The following is a 15,675-nucleotide window of genomic DNA, read 5'->3' on the forward strand; positions in this document are numbered from 1 at the left end:
CTTGCGGCGGCCTCTGGCTGCCAAATTATTGCAGTTAACAACTCATGGTCATTGATACCAGAGTGCCACCATATTTATGCCGGTGACCATGAATGGTGGGAGCAAAACCACAAAATCATACGTTCAGATGCTATGCGGTGGGCTTCAAACGAAACCACTTCGGCATTGTTTGGCTTGCGGCTATTCCCGCCAGAACTACAAGGCGGCTTTAATTCCGGGCAACGGGCCATCTTGCTAGCAAAGCACCTTGGCGCGACGCGCATTCTACTGATCGGTTATGACTGTTCGCTATCCAACGGTATGCACTGGCATAGCGATCACTCTGGAGTGTTACAAAACCCCGATATAAACCTTGTGCGGCGCTGGCACGATGATTTCCTGCGTGCATCTGCTCGCATGGGAAAAACCAAGGTGATCAACTGCTCCCGACATACAGAACTGAATGCCTTCCCGACCGGGAATTTTGAGGAACAATTATCGTTATGCAAAAACTCTACATCGACGGTATGCAGGGGATAGGGGACAACATATTTCAGCGAGCGTTTATCAAGCGGTTATGCCAAACGCGAGAGATTTACCTAAAAACCTCCATCCCTGAATTTTATTCCGATCTGCCGAACGTCAATTTCATCCGCTCAGATACCACATTGCGCACTCAGCGTAAAAATGAGCAATCATCAACTATCAGATATGTTCAACTCCCTCCAGTTCAGATGGAGTCGAGAAGAATATTCTATGGCAATGCTGACCTGATGCGGCCCGGTGGGATATTTTCAGCCGCCAGACGCGTTTTTGGCTGCGAGCCTGATGGGTTCGATTTACCAAAATTCGCGCTGCCTGACATCGGATTGCCGAAAGGTAGAAAAATAGCGTTAATCCGACCCACAACAGAGCGGTCAGAATGGCATCACAAATCGCGTGGGCCATTGAATAAAAATATCGATGCCGCCGCGAAATTACTGCACAGACGCGGCTATTTTTGCGTCAGTGTGGCGGATACAGTTCCGGGCGCGGAGTGGATACCAGATTTAGAACCATATGCCGATCTGAAATTGCATAATGGTGAATTGAAAATCACCGAGTTAATGGCACTGGTAAACCACGCTGATATTGTCGTGACGGGCCCATGCCTCATATCTCAAGCGGCGTTAGCATATCGCACCAAAATGATTTTTATTGGTGGTGGTTGTGGTGGTAGTAATCATCACTCGCGCATAACAGATGCATCTATTATGGATTTGAGTCAATGCTTGTTTGTATACCCTGACAATTACTGCATGTGTCAGGAGATGAAACACAATTGCGATAAAAGAATTTCAAACCTGACAGAGAAAATAACCGGATGGTTAAATGAAAAAAATTTGTGAACTCATTAATAGTGAATTGTCATTTTTCCCTGAGCTGGGAATAGGTCACTACCCTGTACCAAAAAACAGGCCATATGATGAAGGTTATTTCTCAAAATATGCATCAATGGCAAGCACTGAAATGGGACGAGAGTTAACAAAATTCCGCATCAATTTTGTAAAAAAGTACCACGCCGGTGATGTTGTCGATGTGGGGATTGGGTGCGGTCAGTTTGTATCAAAGTGCGAAAACGCTAAGGGGTTTGACGTTAATCCAGCTGGTGTAGAATGGCTGCATAAAAACGGGAAATTTCATGATATCTACAATGAAAAGGCTTCCGCGCTAACATTTTGGGATGTGCTGGAGCATATAGACAACCCAGAACAGGCCATATCTCAGGCTACAGAGTGGGTTTTCGTATCCATCCCTATTTTTGATAATGCTGAGCATATTTTAAAATCTCGACATTTCAGGAAAGACGAACACATTTGGTATTTCACTGACGTAGGTTTACGAAAATGGTTTTTGGAAAACGGGTTTGAATGCGTCGATCACTGCAAAACAGAAACAGAGCTAGGTAGAGATGGAATCGACACCTATGCATTCAGGAGGGTAGCAAATGCAAAACAGGACATTATCACTCAATTCTGATACGTGGGATATTCAGCTGGATGATTCTGGTAACCTCGCCGTTGTAAACAATCCCTATTCCGTCGCACAGGATGTGGCTACAGCCTGTAGTTTATATCTCGGTGAGTGTGTATATGACAACACAATAGGCATCCCGTACAATACCCAAATTATGGGATTTATTCCGGGTTCCGGTCTTATTCAATCTTATTTGCAGAATGAGGCTATGAGGCTGGATTATGTATCAACAGCACAAGCCACAATCATAAATGATCAACAGAAGCGCCAATCATATGGCGTAATAACTATTGTGGACACGAACGGAACCACATCAACAGTAAATATGTGAGTGAATATGGCAACAACGACAATAGAAACCTCCGTCCCGTCAGTGTCATTTTCAACATCCGGGTTAGCTGTTCCAGATGAGGCAGATATTTTATCGGGTCGCATCACGGACTTTTCTACTGCGCTCGGTAGCGCAATGAGTCAGGATTTATCAACCCCGCAAGGGCAAATATCCGTATCAGATTCGGCAATCATTGCTGATAAAAACGATCAGCTACTGGCAATAGTAAATCAAATCAATCCTGACTATGCATCCGGGCGATTTCAGGACGCTATTGGTCGCGTTTATTTCATGGAGCGAATCGCCGCCACCGGAACGGCGGTAACTGCTACATGCTCAGGGCTGGTCGGTACTATTATTCCTGCCGGGAGTCTGGCTCAGGATGTTAACGGCTACATTTATGCATCAACATCGGCGGCAACAATATCATCTGATGGCACCGTGTCGGTGATTTTCCAAAACCAAACCGCTGGTGCGATTGCCTGCCCGATTGGTGCGCTAACTGCGATTTATCAGGCAGTCCCCGGATGGTCTGGCGTTATTAACAATTCTGCTGGTGTGCTTGGCAGTCTTGAGGAATCAAGAGCTAATTTTGAATATCGCCGAAAGGAATCTGTGGCGAGAAACGCAAGAAATATGGATGGAGCTGTATTATCTGCCGTGCTTGAGGTGAATGGCGTCCTTGATGCCTATGTGTGGTCAAACAGAACCGCCAGCGTAGTGAATAAAGGGACAACAAATTTTCATGTATTGGGGCATTCTATTTATATTTGCGCTTATGGGGGGTCTGATAGTGATGTAGCTAATGCTATATTCAAAACCTACAACCCCGGCGCTGACATGAATGGCAATACTACATATACTGTTTATGACAGCACAAACTATGGAACTCCATATCCTGAATATGTGATGCAATGGCAAAAAGCCTCGCCAACGCGAGTGTATTTTACTGTCAATATTGATAGCACACTAAACCCTCCTAGCAACATTACGCAACTGGTAAAAAACATGGTAACCACTGTTTTTACCGGAGGGTATGAGGGAATAGGAAAGGCACGAATCGGCGCATCGATTAACGCCGGTAAATACTATGCTCCGGTGATATCCATATCGCCCGACACGGTTAGCGTGTTATCAATTGAAATATCTCTGACCGGGTCATCGTATGCACCCTCGGTTACAATGGGGATTGATCAGATACCAACAATTCAGGATTCTGACATTACGGTAAATCTTGTATGAATAATTGGGAATCGACAATATACGCGCAGTACGCAAACAGTACTGCATTGTTATCTATCATCAACACATTTAATCAGGCCGTGAGTATTGATGAGTTTACCAATGAATTTATCAATAAAGTGTGGGATTTGACTGCTAATGAGTCTTATGGATTAGACGTGTGGGGAAAAATAGTAGGAATAGGCAGGTATATAACTGCGCCAATCGATAGTGATGCGTTTGGATTCTATGAGTCCAATGCGGGGGCATCAGATTATCCACTACCATTTAATGATTCACCATTTTATGCAGGTGTTCAGGAAACCACATCAGTCAGACTGTCTGATGATGCCTATCGCACACTAATAATGTGCAAGGCGTTTTCTAATATTAGCATTGCTACAATACCGGAGATAAACAAATTTCTGGTTATGTTATTTGCTGGTCGTGGACGTGCGTATTGCGTCAATTATCGAGATATGACGATCGGCATAACATTCGAATTTGCATTGGCACCATATGAAAAATCAATCCTGACGGATTATAATGTGGTTCCGGTGCCAAGTGGTGTTCAGTTAAATATTTCACAAATTGCCCCTCCGTATTTTGGATTTGCTGATGATGCATACCCATTCAACGATGGAACATTTTATAAAGGTTAATTATGAATCGCTCTGATGCACCCAAGAAACAACCCGTGCCGTTCGGCGTTAACGGGCAGCGAGAAAACATATTAAGCACGACTCCAGCCGGAGATAACACGGCATCATATGATGCTGGATTTCCGCCAGTAACGATGATACTGAAAGCGGCTGGTGGCCTACCCCCAAAAGGGCAGGACATGAACCAGATTCTATATGAATTATCAAATCTAAGTAGATGGTTCAGCGCTGGCGCATTAAATTCATATGACGCAACATTTTCTGCCGCTATAGCGGGTTATCCCAAAGGTGCGGTAATCCTCGGTGATGACGGAACATCTATTTATGTCAGCACTACTGACGCAAATACCAATAACCCAAACTCAGTATCAACTGGATGGTTTAATTTAACTGCGGCTTATCAACCAAGGGATTCGACATTAACAGCATTTGCGGGGCTTTCCGGTGGTGCAAATAAATTGCCGTATTTCACTGGCGTTGATGTGCTGGCACAGGCCGATATTACCTCAGTCGGTCGAGACATAATCGGCCAGGCATCGATTGCCAATGTGTTGTCATATTTGTCAGCCGCCCCGCTCGCCAGTCCTGCGTTAACTGGGACGCCAACGGCGCCAACCGCATCATCGGCAACCAGCACTACGCAAATCGCCACCACCGAGTTTGTTCATAATAGCTCGTTCGGATTGGACTTTACTGGTGCCGTTTCCGGATTTAATGTTCCATGGGACGCTAAGAGCGGCGTATATCGTGCTGATGTAGATGGCGCATCAGAGATGGTGGTGCACTTTCACGGATCGTCGGCCAGTTGCACAGCTCTGCAATTTCAAGCACTTTTTGGCAACCGCGGGTTGAGCTACAGATCGTCAATTGGAAACTCTGGTTTTCCGAACCCGTGGGAACAGATTTACACCACCGCATTTAAGCCGTTGCCGGCGGACATTGGGGCCATTTCCGTTTCTGAAATAGTCGGCATACCGTTACCGTGGCCGCAGTCCACAGCGCCATCTGGCTGGCTGAAATGCAACGGACAATCATTCAACACATCAACATATCCGAAACTGGCACAAGTCTACCCCGGCGGTGTACTGCCGGATCTGCGCGGCGAATTTATTCGCGGCTGGGATGATGGGCGGGGGGTGGATGCGGGGCGGGGGATTGGAACGTCACAGGGGGACGCGATCAGGGATATTACTGGTTCGATGGTTGGGTACAATATCGGGATGACGTCTGGCGCGTTTGTAACTGACACAGGCACATCTGCGCCATTTTCTGCCGCGTCTGGCCCTAATGGTTTTTACTACAAATATTTCCGAGCTAGTGCAGTCGTTCCTACTGCATCGGAAAACCGCCCGCGCAACGTCGCATTCAACTACATAGTGAGAGCAGCATGACAGATAAACAATATACCACGCTCGATGAGCATGGATTCGCAGTCAGTGACGGCTGGATTGTGATTTATCACGCAAATAGCGTGACTGGTGAGTATGTTGGTAGCGGGGAGGAATTTTTGATGACCGGGACTGGCATCCCAGCAAATAGCTACACAGATGCTCCACCTATTTCACAATCCGGAACAGCCATCGTGCGTAGCCTCGATCATTTAACATGGGAAATCGTTACTGACTATCGTGGTCAAACTGCATATGACACGCAAACACGTCAACCGCAGGTGGTTAGCACGCTTGGTGAATTGCCGTCAAATCTGACTTTATTAATTCCGGAAACTCAATATGACGAGTGGGATGGTAATGCATGGGTTACGAATACCGCGGCGCAACGTGCCGATGCCGTTTCTGCCACGTTAGCTGTGTTGGCCACAGAATACAAAAACGACATGAACGACTTAAATCAGGCGTATCTTGCAGCAATTGTTGCTGACGGGCCACAGGAGGCGACAAAACAAACAATTGTGCGTAATCGCATAGCCGATCGCAAAAACAAATATGTATCCGATGTTGCCGCGGCAAAACAACAGTGAGGGAATTAAAACATGGCTGATAACAAAAAAACGGAAGCAACTGAGACTAAATTAGCACGGGATGACAACTATAAATTCTGCCCAATTTGCGGCAGTGAAATGCGGCAGATCGTCGAGTACAACCGGCAATGGTGGTACTGTGATGAATGCGGATATCAGGAGCCTGTAGACTGATCATGCGCGTGCCGTCATTGTGACGTAGAGCGGCGCTTTTTGTCGCATTGTGACGATCTACAACGTAAAAATGCGGTGTGAATGCAGGTAACTTGTTGATATTAGATAGGTTAATTGGACTATCTATGGACTCTTAATCAATTGGTCATAGGTTCGAGCCCTATACGACCCACCAACACTTCTTTTAATTGCCTAAAGCAAGTTTCATCAAACAATTCCTGCCATTTGATTTCAAAACTGATTTAATTGTTATTTTTGGGAAATTAATTGATTAAAAATAAAACTTATTAGACTTCTCGTTTTATTGTTTATTCGATAACAATCTATATTAGATTAAATGTATCTATTGTACTTCAAGGCGTAGGCGTGTCGTCTAAAACTCGAATTGTTTAGGATATATAACTTCCCCGAACCGGAGTTCACTATTATTTATGTCTGTTTATTTTTTGAAGGAAAAGATTTTATACCCATCGGACCTTTATCACTATGCTGTTGGCCGATGGGCTTTGATTAGCGGCGGTAAACAGTTTTGATTTGATTAATGGTGGTACTAAATATTTCTGCCTGAGCAGGGTCTTCCAGTTGTGCTGAGTATTTTTCCATGCTAATGATAACTTTGCCTGCATCAGCCTGGCCGATAGATTTTAGTATCAACGTCATCAATACCTTCATGCAACTGGCTTCATGAGCCAGTGTTTCTGGTGTGGAGGCTGTTGGAAAGTCATTATTGTTCATAGTATCTCCTTTAACAAACGCAAGCCGATGCAATGGGCCCTGGGATTGGTTCTGCACCATGATACAGTTGGTGACATAACAAAAATTGGTCTTATTATACCATGAACTACAATGCGTCTGGTGAAGAAATTAGCCCCATCAGGCCATAAAATCGCCTTGTTTTTATCTGTTTATGCCACATTTTGCCCATATTTGATCAATATGCGTTTGGCATTGTAAATGCGTTTGAGTAGACACCTTGCAATTTTTATATGGATATTTTGGAAGAGGTGTATTATTTGTAGTAAATAGCCAGTGCAGCAAAGCGACAAGACAGTTACAATAGATGATAGTTGTTGCTGGCCTGATTGGATGCAGGTGCAAGCTTTTATAGTTCATTGATTAAATTTAAATTTTCTATTTTTAGACGTTCGACACGTCTGTTTCTCTAAAAAACCAGGTTTGAAACATGAATACTGTGATGGGAGTAAGTTCTTTGGATGATGCGCGGTAGGTATCATTTATAGGCTCTTATGATAATACCATACAGTAGAATAAAAATACACTTCTAATTGAAAAGTGTGTTCATTTTTTCGAAACCACGTAGTATCACCTGCAATGGAATTGTCTGCAAGTGTTACTCTTTTTGGAGAATTGTTCTTTGATTAGCGTTTTTCTTGTTGATGACCATGAACTGGTGCGAGCAGGGATACGGCGCATTCTTGACGATATTAAAGGCCTCAAGGTTGTTGGTGAGGCTCAGTGCGGTGAAGATGCGGTCAAATGGTGCCGTAATAACAGTGTGGACGTTGTGTTGATGGATATGAACATGCCAGGAATTGGCGGCCTGGAGGCAACACGCAAAATTGTACGATTTTCCCCTGAAATTAAAGTTATAGTGCTAACTATTTACACAGAGAACCCATTACCTGCTAAAGTAATGCAGGCAGGCGCGGCAGGTTACCTTAGCAAGGGAGCCACGCCAGAAGAGGTAATCTGTGCCATTCGCTCTGTACATGCCGGTAAGCGATATATTGCGTCGGATATCGCCCAGCAAATGGCATTGAGTCAGTTGGAGCCACAGACAGAAACACCGTTGGAGTGTCTTTCTGAGCGTGAATTGCAGATTATGATCATGATCACTAAAGGGCAGAAAGTGACAGAGATCTCTGATCAACTCAACCTTAGCCCAAAAACGGTCAATAGTTATCGTTACCGAATGTTTAATAAACTAAACATCAATGGTGATGTTGAACTAACGCATCTGGCGATTCGACATGGACTCTTTAATGCGGAGACATTGATTAGTAGTGACTGAACGTTTTGATGCCCAGGCTTTTCTGAAGACTGTAACCAGTCAGCCTGGGGTTTATCGTATGTATGATGCTAGCGACACGGTTATCTACGTCGGTAAAGCCAAAGATCTGAAGAAACGCCTTTCAAGTTATTTTCGTGCTCATGTTGCTAGCCGTAAAACAGAGGCTTTGGTGAAAAGTATCCGGCAGATCGATGTGACGATCACGCATACTGAAACCGAGGCTCTATTACTTGAGCACAACTATATCAAACGCTATCAGCCACGTTACAACGTGTTGTTACGTGATGATAAGTCATACCCGATGATTTTCCTCAGTGGGGATGAGCATCCCCGGTTGTCTGTTCACCGTGGTGCCAAACACGCCAAAGGCGAATATTTTGGTCCGTTTCCTAATGGCAATGCTGTTCGTGAAACGCTGATGTTATTACAAAAACTATTCCCTATCCGTCAGTGTGAAAATAGCGTATACCGCAACCGTTCTCGCCCTTGCCTGCAATATCAGATTGGTCGCTGCCTTGGACCTTGCGTCAGTGGCCTTGTTAGTGATGAAGAGTACCAACAACAGGTTGAATATGTGCGTCTTTTTCTGTCAGGCAAAGATCAGCAGGTGCTAACCCGATTGATTGACCGTATGGAAACAGCGAGCAGTAAATTAAGGTTTGAAGAGGCCGCACGTATCCGTGATCAAATTCAGGCTGTACGCCGTGTCACTGAAAAACAATTTGTCTCTGGCGATGGTGATGATCTTGACGTAATCGGCGTGGCCTTCGATGCTGGCATGGCATGTGTGCATGTGCTCTTTATTCGTCAGGGAAAGGTTCTGGGCAGTCGCAGCTATTTTCCCAAAGTTCCTGGTGGGACTGAGCTGGCGGAAGTGGTGCAGACATTTGTGGGGCAGTTCTATTTGCAAGGCAGTGTTTTTCGTACCCTACCGTCTGAAATCTTGCTGGATTTTTCTTTGCCTGAGCATCAGTTGCTGGCTGAGTCGCTAACCGATCAGGCGGGCCGTAAAATTCAGATTCAAACCCGTCCTCGGGGTGACCGCGCACGCTACCTTAAACTGGCGCGTACCAACGCCCATACAGCACTAACGACGAAGTTGTCACAACAGTCGACTATCCAGCAACGTCTGACGGCGTTAGCATCGGTGCTTGGCATTGAAAAAATCAAGCGTATGGAGTGTTTTGATATTAGCCATACTATGGGAGAGCAGACGGTGGCCTCCTGTGTTGTGTTCAATGCAGATGGGCCAGTACGCTCGGAATATCGTCGCTACAACATTACCGGTATCACACCAGGGGACGACTATGCAGCAATGAATCAAGTGCTGAGACGTCGCTATGGTAAGTCAATTGACGAAGATAAGATTCCTGATGTAATTGTAATCGATGGCGGAAAAGGGCAACTGGCGCAGGCCAAGGGTGTTTTTGCATCATTGCAGGTACCGTGGGATACATCCCGACCTTTACTGTTGGGTGTTGCGAAAGGTAGTGATCGTAAGGCTGGGCTTGAGACGCTATTTTTTGAAGCGACAGGCGAGGGTGTGGCCTTGCCCGCTGATTCACCAGCATTACATGTGATTCAGCATATTCGCGACGATTCACATAATCATGCTATCAGTGGTCACCGTAAACAGCGCGCCAAGGTCAAAAGCACCAGTTCTCTGGAGACTATCGAAGGAGTAGGGCCTAAGCGACGTCAGATTTTGCTGAAGTACATGGGGGGGTTACAGCCGCTGATGAATGCAAGTGTGGAGGACATTGCCAACGTACCGGGAATTTCACATGCGCTGGCAGAAAAAATCTTTCATGCATTGAAACACTAGAGGCAATGTAGCAACATAGCCCTATTATCTTTCGGGCCAGACAGTTACCCAGACGCTATGCGATTTAATATACCAACGTGGCTTACCCTGTTTCGTGTTGTTCTCATCCCATTCTTTGTGCTGGCGTTTTATCTGCCATTCAGTTGGGCACCGATGGTCTGTGCTAGCATTTTTGTTTTTGCAGCCGTGACAGACTGGTTTGATGGTTTTCTTGCCCGCTTATGGAGACAAACTACCCGGTTTGGTGCTTTTTTGGATCCTGTTGCTGACAAAGTCATGGTCGCGGTTGCTTTGGTGCTGGTATCTGAGCATTATCATTCATGGTGGATTACCTTACCCGCCGCTACGATGATTGCGCGTGAGATCATTATTTCTGCCTTGCGCGAATGGATGGCCGAACTGGGTAAACGCAGCAGCGTGGCGGTTTCCTGGATTGGCAAGATTAAAACTACTGCGCAGATGGTTGCGCTAGTAGGCTTGCTGTGGCGACCGGAACGCATGGTAGAGGCTGCTGGCGTGGCTGCTTTGTATGTGGCCGCTGTATTGACGTTCTGGTCGATGTTTCAATATCTGAGCGCAGCCTGGCGTGATTTGCTTGAACATTGATCGTCTCGCCTTAAAAAACAGCAAACGATCCAAGCGGGGTGATAATTTTATTGACTCACCGCGTCAGGTAAGTAGAATGCACCGCATCGACAGGAACATAGTTTATTGAAAATACTTAATAAACAACCTGTTCTGTAAAATGCGGGAATAGCTCAGTTGGTAGAGCACGACCTTGCCAAGGTCGGGGTCGCGAGTTCGAGTCTCGTTTCCCGCTCCAAATCGATTTAGTAGCCCCAATATAGGGCGCGTTGGCAGAGTGGCCATGCAGCGGATTGCAAATCCGTCCACCTCGGTTCGACTCCGGGACGCGCCTCCAATATCTGAGCCCAGATGGTGAAATCGGTAGACACAAGGGATTTAAAATCCCTCGGCGTTCGCGCTGTGCGGGTTCAAGTCCCGCTCTGGGCACCATGCGATAAGTGATTGTGATATAAGAAAATAATTAAAAGAACATGACCGCCACAAGGCGGTTTTTTTGTGTCTGTCATTTGGCAAGTGGCAGCAAAATGGCAGCAGAGTGGCAGCACCCGTTTTTCGGGTACAAAAAAGGCAGTCTTCAATCAGCTGTTATTGTTAACTTTAATTGAATAATTAGCGCTTAAAAGATGTGGAAAAAGAGGGTGAGCAATATGTCAATGCCCCCTTTATTTCACCCTCCGTAAATCGGCATTACCTTGAAAAACCTGGATTGTCACCACAATCATTCTCTCCTATTGTTAATCTCTCTGTTATACATACAAAGCAAAAAATAAAAGAATTAATAAATCAGGATATATCTCATTAAAAAATACACATGCGCACTGTTGTTATTGGCTTCATTCTGCACTTCTGCCCATTCAATCAATCACTCGATCTTGCAAAAATCACTCAAACCATGGCACCCAATAACCTTTTCGGAAAATTGCGGGGTTATTCGGCTAACAATGAATGAAGACCGTGTGAGCAATGAAATCTATGAAGCAGTTATATCAATGAGGATTGTACTTCGCTCTGGTTTGAGGCAAAGAAAACTGCATATATAAGCAACATAAAAGAGATACAGGTATTAAACCGAAATAACTATTCTGGGTTTGTTTTTGAAATCCCGAAATCTTCTTGTGAGGAAGTTGGCAAAGCAAAAGGTGACAGAGGTGAAGCGTTATCGCTGCCCATACACACAGCAATTAAAATAACTTTGAAAAGCCCCGCAATCATCCTGCGGGGCTTTTGTTTTACAACGCCAGATTCAATTGATCCCGTCCGTAATGCGAAGCCGGAAAGGCGTCCTGTGGGATAAAGTCAGGCGGTAGTGGGTCTTCCCGTGTACGCTTTGATACGCGCCGTTCTATCGTGTTGAGGGTGGTAAATGTCTCACTACATTCCAGATTTTGGCACTGGTGGTACTGCCGGATGGTGATATCGCTCAGGCGGCGACTGGTACGGGTGCGGGCCATTGCCCCGCAAAAAGGACATCTGAACATAATGGCTCCCCTGTGGGAGTTGAACTCGCCGCCATTTTATTCACTTTCTGCTATCCAGTCAGGGATTTTTGCTTCCAGTTCCAGACGGGTGGTAAAGCCGTTGCCATCAATAACGTGTTCCGCGCGGGCGATAATCCAGTCCTGATTGTCGATATCCGGTTTAAAGCCGCTTACTGTCAGGTGCATTTCGGGATACAGCTCAGCACGGCCACGCGCCAGGGTAATCGAAAATTCAGCGGCCCCGCGTTGCAACTGTCGCCATTTAGCCGCCGCGGCACGTTTTGCGGTTTCTTCATTCTGATAGGTTTTCCGCAGTACGAACACGTTGCCTTCTGCGCCGGTGATGTAATCGCCTTCACGACTGCTGCTTTTCTCTTTTTTCGGTTTGGGCTTTGTCCGGCGGCGCTTTACGCTGACCTTCTTCTTTTTACCGAATTTCAGATCCAGCCAGTAGGCGCGCACACCGGTGTAGGCATCCCGATCCGCAATGCGAAAACGGTGACCATCACCACTACTGCGGGTGATACTGGCCGACGGCAGCGCCTTGCCGGATGCCGTTACACCACCACCGGGCAGAATAAACAGCAAGGTGCCGTTTTTGATGGTGGCAATCGCCCCCAGTTGCTCGGCCATCCGGGTCAGGAATGACATATCACTCTCTTCCGTCTGGTCTGCGTGGTCGATTTCGATATTCATCAGTATGTTGCTGATTTGCGCCTTCATGCCGTAGCGGTGCGCAATCGCCGACACAACACGCTCTACCGTCACGTCATGCCAGGAAACCTCACGTTTCACGTTGAATTCTTCGCGGAAATCCGCACTTCTGGCCGTAACACCCAGCACATCGGGTGGGCCTTCGTGGGAAATCTCATCCACGGTATACAGCCCTTTGTAAGTCAGCGCTTCACCCTGCCAGCCGATGGACAGTGCAATCTGAGCGCCACGCGGCGGTAGTTCCACGCGTCCGTCACTGTCGTCTATCGACAGCGTGAGCTGGTCGGCTTCAAAGCCCCGGTTGTCGGTCAGTGACAGCGAGATTAGCCGGTCGCTCAGTTCCTTCAGCGATTTCCCACCCAGCGTAATGCTGAAGGCCGGGCTTTTTACCGCCTCGGTTAGCGCATCATCGTAGCGTTTCGCCGTAGTGATAAGTGAGTCAGCCAGATCGGTGATAGCCATCGTTTCCCCCTTGTTTTCGCGCATGATTTCACGCGCACGCGTGGGGAAAAATGGCTTTTTGTTGTCGCCGGACGGCCAGACCCGGCAACGCGTGAGTGTGCGGCGGATATCGGGGATTATCGCCATGAACTCAATAACGTAATGGTGGCGAACATGTCCGAGACACGTTTCCACGGTGTGCGCGTTCGTGAAAATACCGACCTGGTAACCGCAATCAATGACATTGATTCCAGTGTGATTGGCGTGGTGGCCGTGGCGGAGGATGCGGACGCAGACACCTTTCCCCTGAATACGCCGGTGCTCATCACACGGGTGAATAGCGTGCTGGGCAAGGCGGGTAAAACCGGCTCACTCTACAAGACGCTGAAAGCCATTTCTGACCAGACCAGCCCGAAAGTGATCGTGGTGCGGGTGGCAGCAGCAACCGAAGGCGGCGACAAAACCCAGTCCCAACTGATTATCGGCGGGACAGCGGCAGACGGCAGTTATACCGGCATGTATGCCTTGCTGACGGCAGAAGCAAAAGTTAATTACCGGCCCCGGATTCTGGCGGTACCGGACTATGACACCGCCGAAGTGACGTCAGCGCTGTGTGTGATTGCGCAGAATCTGCGGGCGTTTGTCTATGCCGGTTGTCACGGCTGCACCACGATGGCGGAGGCCATCACCTACCGTGCGCAGTTTGCCTACCGTGAGCTGATGCTGATCTGGCCGGATTTTATCGCTTATAACCCGCTTAGCGGCAGCAATGAAACCTTTCCGGCGTCGGCCTATGCCTGCGGCCTGCGCGCAGCGATTGATAACGATCAGGGCTGGCATAAGTCGCTGTCGAACGTGGCAGTGAATAACGTGCTGGGTATCTCGCGGGATGTGTTCTGGTCGCTTCAGGCCGAAGACAGCGACGCCAATGAACTTAACAACCAGGAGATCACCACGCTGATTAAGCGCAACGGATTCCGCTTCTGGGGCAACCGCACCACCGATATCCATGATTACCTGTTTGAGGTGTACACCCGCACCGCGCAAATCCTCGCTGACAGTATCGCGGAAGCGCAGTTTGAAGCCGTTGACGAGCCACTGACTCCGGCCAACGTGAAAGACGTGGTGAACGGCATCAACGGCAAGCTGAGCGCGCTGGTCACGGCGGGCAGGCTGATCGGCGGGGAATGCTGGTTCGATATTCAGGACAACCCCACAACCGGCCTGCGGCAGGGACAGGTGCGCGTGCGTTACAAGTACACGCCGGTGCCGCCGCTGGAAGACCTGACGTTATACCAGACCTTCACCGATGACTATTTTGATTCCGCGTTCTCGTCACTGGGAGGTGTGTAAATGGCCGTACCGCATAAATTGCGCCTGTTCACCTGTTTTGTGAACGGCAACAACCAGATCGGCAAGGTCACATCCGTCACGCTGCCAAAGCTGACCCGCAAGACTGAAGACTTTCAGGGCGCGGGCATGATTGGCTCGGTAGCGGTCGATCTCGGTATGGATTCCGGCGCGCTGGAAGCGCAGATGGTTGTCGGCGGCATGGAGAAAAAGTTGCTGCTGGAATACGGCGGCGATATCGATGACGTTCGCCTGCGCTTCGCGGGGGAATACTACACCGACGGCGATAGCCAGCTGGTCGAAGTAGAGATGCGCGGGCGTATTACCGAGATTGACGGCGGCGAGTCCAAGCAGGGCGAAGACACATCTGTCACCTATGCGCTGAAAAACACCTATTACAAGCTGTCGATTGACGATCAATCGGTGCTGGAAATTGACCTGCTGAATTTCATCTACAAGAAAAACGGCAAAAACATCTACCCGGATCGCATCACGTCTGCGCTGGGGCTGGGTAACTGAACAACCTGAATCATGGCGGCCACATTAGCCGCCCGGAGCCTGTCACCATGAACACACCGAACAACAACACCGTAACCCTGGCGACGCCTATTATGCGGGGCGACAGCACTATCAGCCAGGTGACCATTACCGACGATATCAAACAGGCTGGCTCATTGCGTGGCCTGCGGCTGGTCAACGTCTTGAATATGGATGTGGATTCCATCACCACCCTGTTAACACGCGTTACCTCGCCAAAACTGAAACTGGCCGAGATCAACGCGATGGATACCCGCGATTTCATGCGACTGGCGGAGGCAATCACGCCTTTTTTAGTGCATGTGGAGCCTGGCGAGCCGAACGCGGAGGTGACGGAGGAAGCGTAACC

General features: G+C 47.8%; 17 protein-coding genes and 3 tRNA genes. 17 read left to right on the top strand and 3 right to left on the bottom strand.

Annotated elements, in window-relative coordinates; genetic code table 11:
* The first annotated feature begins 482 nt into the window (after positions 1-482).
* From Dpoa569_RS06705 to Dpoa569_RS06740, 8 genes are read left to right on the top strand one after another with little or no spacing between them, the layout of a single operon-like run.
* The gene (locus tag Dpoa569_RS06705) at positions 483-1,367 is read left to right on the top strand and encodes a glycosyltransferase family protein (RefSeq protein WP_128569741.1); all 885 of its coding nucleotides are present in this window, start codon (positions 483-485) and stop codon (positions 1,365-1,367) included.
* Positions 1,351-1,998: a methyltransferase domain-containing protein gene (locus Dpoa569_RS06710; protein ID WP_042871434.1), complete on the top strand. Its 648-nt coding sequence runs from the start codon at positions 1,351-1,353 to the stop codon at positions 1,996-1,998. The genes Dpoa569_RS06705 and Dpoa569_RS06710 overlap by 17 nt, the downstream gene beginning before the upstream one ends.
* Positions 1,967-2,326, top strand: a complete 360-nt coding sequence (locus Dpoa569_RS06715; protein ID WP_042871432.1) for a hypothetical protein — start codon at positions 1,967-1,969, stop codon at positions 2,324-2,326. Before Dpoa569_RS06710 ends, Dpoa569_RS06715 begins: the two co-directional genes overlap by 32 nt.
* 6 nt (positions 2,327-2,332) lie before the next feature.
* Positions 2,333-3,568 carry a baseplate J/gp47 family protein gene (locus Dpoa569_RS06720; RefSeq protein WP_042871430.1) on the top strand — a complete coding sequence of 412 codons (1,236 nt, stop codon included), beginning with the start codon at positions 2,333-2,335 and terminating at the stop codon, positions 3,566-3,568.
* Positions 3,565-4,209, top strand: a complete 645-nt coding sequence (locus Dpoa569_RS06725) for a DUF2612 domain-containing protein (protein WP_042871428.1) — start codon at positions 3,565-3,567, stop codon at positions 4,207-4,209. The genes Dpoa569_RS06720 and Dpoa569_RS06725 overlap by 4 nt, the downstream gene beginning before the upstream one ends.
* Before the next feature lie 2 nt (positions 4,210-4,211).
* Entirely contained in the window at positions 4,212-5,600 is a 1,389-nt protein-coding gene (locus Dpoa569_RS19525) for a phage tail protein (RefSeq protein WP_227983148.1), read from the top strand.
* A complete protein-coding gene (locus Dpoa569_RS06735) occupies positions 5,597-6,187 on the top strand; it encodes a tail fiber assembly protein (protein ID WP_050569464.1) in 591 nt (196 codons plus the stop codon). The genes Dpoa569_RS19525 and Dpoa569_RS06735 overlap by 4 nt, the downstream gene beginning before the upstream one ends.
* Before the next feature lie 12 nt (positions 6,188-6,199).
* Positions 6,200-6,361 (top strand): hypothetical protein, encoded by a 162-nt coding sequence (locus tag Dpoa569_RS06740; protein ID WP_155683837.1) that lies wholly within the window; start codon positions 6,200-6,202, stop codon positions 6,359-6,361.
* 510 nt (positions 6,362-6,871) lie between these two features.
* Here Dpoa569_RS06740 and Dpoa569_RS06745 read toward each other — a convergent pair.
* The gene (locus tag Dpoa569_RS06745) at positions 6,872-7,096 is read right to left on the bottom strand and encodes a DUF2594 family protein (protein WP_042871425.1); all 225 of its coding nucleotides are present in this window, start codon (positions 7,094-7,096) and stop codon (positions 6,872-6,874) included.
* 640 nt (positions 7,097-7,736) lie between these two features.
* On the opposite strand from Dpoa569_RS06745, the gene uvrY reads away from it, so the two are divergent.
* From uvrY to Dpoa569_RS06775, 6 genes are all read left to right on the top strand, one after another.
* Positions 7,737-8,393, top strand: coding sequence for a UvrY/SirA/GacA family response regulator transcription factor (gene uvrY, locus Dpoa569_RS06750; protein WP_042873973.1), 657 nt, complete (start codon positions 7,737-7,739; stop codon positions 8,391-8,393).
* The gene (uvrC, locus tag Dpoa569_RS06755) at positions 8,386-10,218 is read left to right on the top strand and encodes an excinuclease ABC subunit UvrC (protein WP_042871423.1); all 1,833 of its coding nucleotides are present in this window, start codon (positions 8,386-8,388) and stop codon (positions 10,216-10,218) included. The genes uvrY and uvrC overlap by 8 nt, the downstream gene beginning before the upstream one ends.
* Before the next feature lie 57 nt (positions 10,219-10,275).
* Entirely contained in the window at positions 10,276-10,824 is a 549-nt protein-coding gene (gene pgsA, locus Dpoa569_RS06760) for a CDP-diacylglycerol--glycerol-3-phosphate 3-phosphatidyltransferase (protein WP_146411169.1), read from the top strand.
* 141 nt (positions 10,825-10,965) lie between these two features.
* Positions 10,966-11,041 (top strand) — tRNA-Gly (locus Dpoa569_RS06765).
* A gap of 25 nt (positions 11,042-11,066) precedes the next feature.
* Positions 11,067-11,140 (top strand) — tRNA-Cys (locus tag Dpoa569_RS06770).
* Between the two features lie 8 nt (positions 11,141-11,148).
* A tRNA-Leu gene (locus Dpoa569_RS06775) sits at positions 11,149-11,235 on the top strand.
* Positions 11,236-12,035: 800 nt separating this feature from the next.
* Here the strand turns inward: Dpoa569_RS06775 and Dpoa569_RS06780 are convergent.
* On the bottom strand, positions 12,036-12,284 hold the full coding sequence (locus Dpoa569_RS06780; protein ID WP_071604316.1) for an ogr/Delta-like zinc finger family protein: 249 nt from the start codon (positions 12,282-12,284) through the stop codon (positions 12,036-12,038).
* Positions 12,285-12,320: 36 nt separating this feature from the next.
* Positions 12,321-13,460: a phage late control D family protein gene (locus Dpoa569_RS06785; RefSeq protein WP_042873972.1), complete on the bottom strand. Its 1,140-nt coding sequence runs from the start codon at positions 13,458-13,460 to the stop codon at positions 12,321-12,323.
* Between the two features lie 153 nt (positions 13,461-13,613).
* Between Dpoa569_RS06785 and Dpoa569_RS06790 the strand changes: the two genes are divergently transcribed.
* From Dpoa569_RS06790 to Dpoa569_RS06800, 3 genes are read left to right on the top strand one after another with little or no spacing between them, the layout of a single operon-like run.
* Positions 13,614-14,792 carry a phage tail sheath subtilisin-like domain-containing protein gene (locus Dpoa569_RS06790; protein WP_042873971.1) on the top strand — a complete coding sequence of 393 codons (1,179 nt, stop codon included), beginning with the start codon at positions 13,614-13,616 and terminating at the stop codon, positions 14,790-14,792.
* Positions 14,793-15,308 (top strand): phage major tail tube protein, encoded by a 516-nt coding sequence (locus Dpoa569_RS06795; RefSeq protein ID WP_016940978.1) that lies wholly within the window; start codon positions 14,793-14,795, stop codon positions 15,306-15,308.
* A 47-nt stretch (positions 15,309-15,355) separates the two neighbouring features.
* Positions 15,356-15,673, top strand: a complete 318-nt coding sequence (locus Dpoa569_RS06800) for a phage tail assembly protein (RefSeq protein WP_042871419.1) — start codon at positions 15,356-15,358, stop codon at positions 15,671-15,673.
* Positions 15,674-15,675: the final 2 nt, after the last annotated feature.

Origin of the sequence: Dickeya poaceiphila (assembly GCF_007858975.2) — a bacterium.
Classification (GTDB): Bacteria; Pseudomonadota; Gammaproteobacteria; order Enterobacterales; family Enterobacteriaceae; genus Dickeya; species Dickeya poaceiphila.

Excerpts from the sequence above, each read along its gene's own strand:
- Dpoa569_RS06790 (WP_042873971.1), top strand. The coding sequence starts at position 13,614 with ATGTCCGAGACACGTTTCCACGGTGTGCGCGTTCGTGAAAATACCGAC.
- Dpoa569_RS06740 (WP_155683837.1), top strand. The coding sequence starts at position 6,200 with ATGGCTGATAACAAAAAAACGGAAGCAACTGAGACTAAATTAGCACGG.
- Dpoa569_RS06795 (WP_016940978.1), top strand. The coding sequence starts at position 14,793 with ATGGCCGTACCGCATAAATTGCGCCTGTTCACCTGTTTTGTGAACGGC.
- pgsA (WP_146411169.1), top strand. The coding sequence starts at position 10,276 with ATGCGATTTAATATACCAACGTGGCTTACCCTGTTTCGTGTTGTTCTC.
- Dpoa569_RS19525 (WP_227983148.1), top strand. The coding sequence starts at position 4,212 with ATGAATCGCTCTGATGCACCCAAGAAACAACCCGTGCCGTTCGGCGTT.
- Dpoa569_RS06800 (WP_042871419.1), top strand. The coding sequence starts at position 15,356 with ATGAACACACCGAACAACAACACCGTAACCCTGGCGACGCCTATTATG.
- Dpoa569_RS06725 (WP_042871428.1), top strand. The coding sequence starts at position 3,565 with ATGAATAATTGGGAATCGACAATATACGCGCAGTACGCAAACAGTACT.
- Dpoa569_RS06710 (WP_042871434.1), top strand. The coding sequence starts at position 1,351 with ATGAAAAAAATTTGTGAACTCATTAATAGTGAATTGTCATTTTTCCCT.
- Dpoa569_RS06780 (WP_071604316.1), bottom strand. The coding sequence starts at position 12,284 with ATGTTCAGATGTCCTTTTTGCGGGGCAATGGCCCGCACCCGTACCAGT.
- Dpoa569_RS06715 (WP_042871432.1), top strand. The coding sequence starts at position 1,967 with ATGCAAAACAGGACATTATCACTCAATTCTGATACGTGGGATATTCAG.
- Dpoa569_RS06705 (WP_128569741.1), top strand. The coding sequence starts at position 483 with ATGCAAAAACTCTACATCGACGGTATGCAGGGGATAGGGGACAACATA.
- Dpoa569_RS06785 (WP_042873972.1), bottom strand. The coding sequence starts at position 13,460 with ATGGCTATCACCGATCTGGCTGACTCACTTATCACTACGGCGAAACGC.
- Dpoa569_RS06735 (WP_050569464.1), top strand. The coding sequence starts at position 5,597 with ATGACAGATAAACAATATACCACGCTCGATGAGCATGGATTCGCAGTC.
- Dpoa569_RS06745 (WP_042871425.1), bottom strand. The coding sequence starts at position 7,096 with ATGAACAATAATGACTTTCCAACAGCCTCCACACCAGAAACACTGGCT.
- Dpoa569_RS06720 (WP_042871430.1), top strand. The coding sequence starts at position 2,333 with ATGGCAACAACGACAATAGAAACCTCCGTCCCGTCAGTGTCATTTTCA.